2 protein-coding genes are annotated in these 3,857 nt (G+C 73.5%); both read left to right on the top strand.

All coding sequences use genetic code 11. The features are described 5' to 3' along the window. Positions 1–2,173 (top strand): KR domain-containing protein (locus tag AF1_RS32105; protein ID WP_157419406.1); only part of this gene is annotated, 2,173 nt, incomplete at its 5' end. 33 nt (positions 2,174–2,206) lie between these two features. Further along, positions 2,207–3,857 (top strand): type I polyketide synthase (locus AF1_RS32100; protein WP_255218861.1); only part of this gene is annotated, 1,651 nt, incomplete at its 3' end.

Raw genomic sequence — 3,857 nt, 5'->3', positions numbered from 1 at the left:
GCACGAGGCAGACGCAGTGACCGGGAGGACCGACACCGCCGAGGGCTCCGACGCCGACTTCTGGTCCGCGGTCGAGGAAGCCGACACCGACTCCCTGGCCGAGCTGCTGGAGCTGGCGTCCCCGGACCAGCGCAGCGCCCTGCGCGCCGTCGCTCCCGTGCTCGCGGACTGGAGGGAGAAGCGCCGCGAGCGGTCGGCCGTGGAGAAGCTGCGCTACCACGTCACCTGGCATCCGCTCGAACGCGACGCCTCCGGCGTGCCCCGTGGCCGATGGCTGGTCGTCGTCCCGTCCACCCGCCGGGACGACGGCGCGACCGACGCCCTCCTCGCCGAGCTGACCGGGCAGGGACTCGGCATGGTCCTGCTGGAGGCCGGCGACCATGACCGCACCCGCGAACGGCTCGCCGAGCGCCTCGCCGACGTCCTGGCCCAGCACGACATCACCGGCGTGCTGTCCCTGCTCGCCCTCGACCAGGGGACACAGGATCCGGCGGCGCTCGCCGCGACGACGCTCGCGCTCGTCCAGGCCCTGGGCGACACCACCGCCACCGCGCCGCTGTGGTGCGTGACCCGGGGCGCGGTGAACATCGGCATCCAGGACACCCTCACCGCACCGGCCCAGGCATCGCTGTGGGGCCTCGGCCGGGCCGTCGCGCTGGAACGCCTCGACCGGTGGGGCGGCCTGGTCGATCTGCCCGCCACGACCGACCGGCGCACTACGCGAGCTCTGCTCGGCGTGCTCAACGGTGCCGCCGGTGAAGACCAGCTCGCGGTACGACGATCCGGTGTCTACTGCCGGCGGCTGGTCCGCAAGCCCGTGCCGGAGTCCGCGGGGGACCAGCGCTGGCGGCCACACGGCACGGTCCTCGTCACCGGCGGCGCGGAAGGGCTCGGCAGGCACGCCGCCGTCTGGCTCGCGCTGGCCGGCGCCGACCGGCTCATCGTCACCACCACCGCGTACGCGCCCGACCAGTGCGTGCCGGAACTGCGCGCCGAACTGGCCGGCCTGGGCCTCGACATCGCCGTCGAGTCCTGCGCCGACGCCGACCATGACGCGGTCGCGGGGCTGGTCGCCGCGGCTTCTTGCGACCAGCCGCTCACGGCCGTTGTGCACGCCGCCGACATCACGCAGACCAGCACCGTCGACGACACCGGCGAGCGCGACCTCGCCGAGGTGTTCGCGGCCAAGGTGGACACCGCCCGCCGCCTGGACGAGCTGTTCAGGGACAGGCCGCTCGACGCGTTCGTCGTGTTCTCCTCGATCGCCGGCGTGTGGGGCGGTGGCGGCCAGGGCCCGTCCGGCGCGGCGAACGCCGTCCTCGACGCCATCGTCGAACGGCGCCGCGCCAGGGGACTGCGGGCCACGTCGATCGCCTGGGGCGCCCTCGACCAGATCGGTGTCGGCATGGACGAGGCCACGCTCTCCCAGCTCCGCCGCCGCGGCGTCCTGCCCATGGCGCCCCGGCTGGCGGTCACCGCGTTCGTGCAGGCGGCGCAGGACAACGAGAAGTCCGTGACCGTGGCCGACATGGACTGGGGCGCCTTCATCCCCGCGTTCACGTCCGTCCGTCCCAGCCCGCTGTTCGCCGACCTGCCGGAGGCGAAGGCGGCACTCCAGGCGTCGCAACCCGATACGGAGAACAGTGACACCGCCGCGTCCCTCGCGGACTCCCTGCGGGCGGTGCCGGACGGCGAGCAGAACCGCATCCTGCTCCGGCTGGTCCGCGGCCACGCCTCGACGGTCCTCGGCCACGGCGGGGCGGAGGGCATCGGCCCGCGCCAGGCGTTCCAGGAGGTCGGCTTCGACTCGCTGGCCGCCGTCAACCTGCGCAACAGCCTGCACGCCGCCACCGGGCTGCGCCTGCCGGCGACGCTGATCTTCGACTACCCCACTCCGGAGGCGCTGGTCGGCTATCTGCGCGCCGAGCTCCTCCGGGAGGCCGACGACGGCATGGAAGGCCGAGAGGACGACCTGCGGAAGGTCCTGGCGTCCGTGCCGTTCGCCCGGTTCAAGGAGGCGGGCGTGCTCGACACACTGCTCGGCCTCGCCGAGGCGGACCGTGCCGCGGACCCGCCGGCCGCCGAGGCGCCCGCCAGTGCGGACGACGTGGATCTGATCGACGAACTCGATGTCACCGGTCTCGTGCAACGGGCCCTGGGCAGGACGAGCTGACCACCGATGGTGAACCAACCGTGGAGGAGGGTTATGTCGGCGCCAGACGAGGAGATCGTCCAGGCACTGCGTGCCTCGCTGAAGGAGAACGCCCGGCTTCGGCAGGAGAACGGCGCACTCGCCGCCGCGGCCGCGGAGCCCATCGCGATCGTCTCCATGGCCTGCCGGTACGCGGGCGGCATCCGCAGCCCGGAGGACTTCTGGCGGGTGGTGTCCGAAGGCACCGACGTCTACACCGGCTTCCCCGCCGACCGCGGCTGGGACCTCGAAGGTCTCTACCACCCGGACCCTGACAACCCCGGTACGACCTACGTGCGGGAGGGCGCGTTCCTGCACGAAGCAGCCCAGTTCGACGCCGGGTTCTTCGGCATCTCGCCCCGCGAGGCCCTGGCGATGGACCCCCAGCAGCGGCAACTGCTTGAGGTGTCCTGGGAGACCTTCGAACGCGCCGGCATCGACCCCCACTCGATGCGGGGCGGCGACGTCGGGGTGTTCGCAGGGATCGTGCACCAGGACTACGCACCCGACCTCAGCGGGTTCGAGGGGTTCATGAGCCTGGAGCGCGCACTGGGCACCGCCGGCGGCGTCGCGTCCGGCCGGGTCGCGTACGTCCTCGGGCTTGAGGGCCCCGCGGTGACCGTCGACACCATGTGCTCCTCCTCCCTGGTGGCCGTCCACCTCGCCGCCCAGGCGCTGCGCCGGGGCGAATGTTCGATGGCGCTCGCGGGCGGCTCGACGGTGATGGCGACGCCGGGCGGGTTCGTCGGCTTCGCGCGCCAGCGGGCACTCGCCTTCGACGGGCGCTGCAAGTCCTACGCCGCGTGCGCCGACGGCTCCGGGTGGGCCGAGGGCGTCGGTGTGCTGCTGTTGGAGCGGTTGTCGGTGGCGCGGGAGCGCGGGCACCGCGTGCTGGCGGTGATCCGCGGTAGCGCGGTGAACCAGGACGGTGCGTCGAATGGGTTGACGGCGCCGAATGGTCCGTCGCAGCAGCGGGTGATCCGCAGAGCGTTGGCCGGGGCGGGACTGTCTCCGTCCGATGTGGACGCGGTGGACGGTCACGGCACGGGCACGGTGCTGGGTGATCCGATCGAGGCGCAGGCGCTGCTGGCCACCTACGGGCAGGGGCGGGACCCGGACCGGCCGCTGTGGCTCGGTTCCGTGAAGTCCGTCGTCGGGCACACGCAGGCGGCGTCCGGTGTGGCCGGTGTGATCAAGATGGTGCAGGCGCTGCGGCACGGGGTGCTGCCCGCGACCCTGCACGTGGACGCGCCGAGCCCGCAGGTCGACTGGTCGGCCGGTGCGGTCGAGCTCCTGACCGAGGCGCGGGAGTGGCCGCGCAACGGTCGTCCGCGCCGGGCGGGCGTGTCCTCGTTCGGCGCCAGCGGGACCAACGCGCACCTCATCGTCGAGGAGGCGCCCGCCGACGATGCCCCGCCCGCGGCGGAGACGCTGCCGGACGGCGTGGTGCCGCTGGTCGTGTCGGCCGGCACCGCCGCTTCCCTCACGGCGCAGGCGGAGCGCCTGGCGACATTCCTTGCGGACGCCGACGACGTGCCGCTGGCGGCTGTGGCGGGTGCGTTGGTGACGGGCCGGGCTGTGTTCGGTGAGCGTGCCGTCGTTGTGGCGAGCACGGAGGAGCAGGCGCGGGCTGGGTTGGGTGCGTTGGCGCGTGGTGAGAGCGCGG

This window comes from Actinomadura formosensis NBRC 14204 (assembly GCF_001552155.1).
Classification (GTDB): Bacteria; Actinomycetota; Actinomycetes; order Streptosporangiales; family Streptosporangiaceae; genus Spirillospora; species Spirillospora formosensis.
Note: the sequence above shows the minus strand (reverse complement) of the source record. Positions and strands in the feature narration are given on the sequence as shown.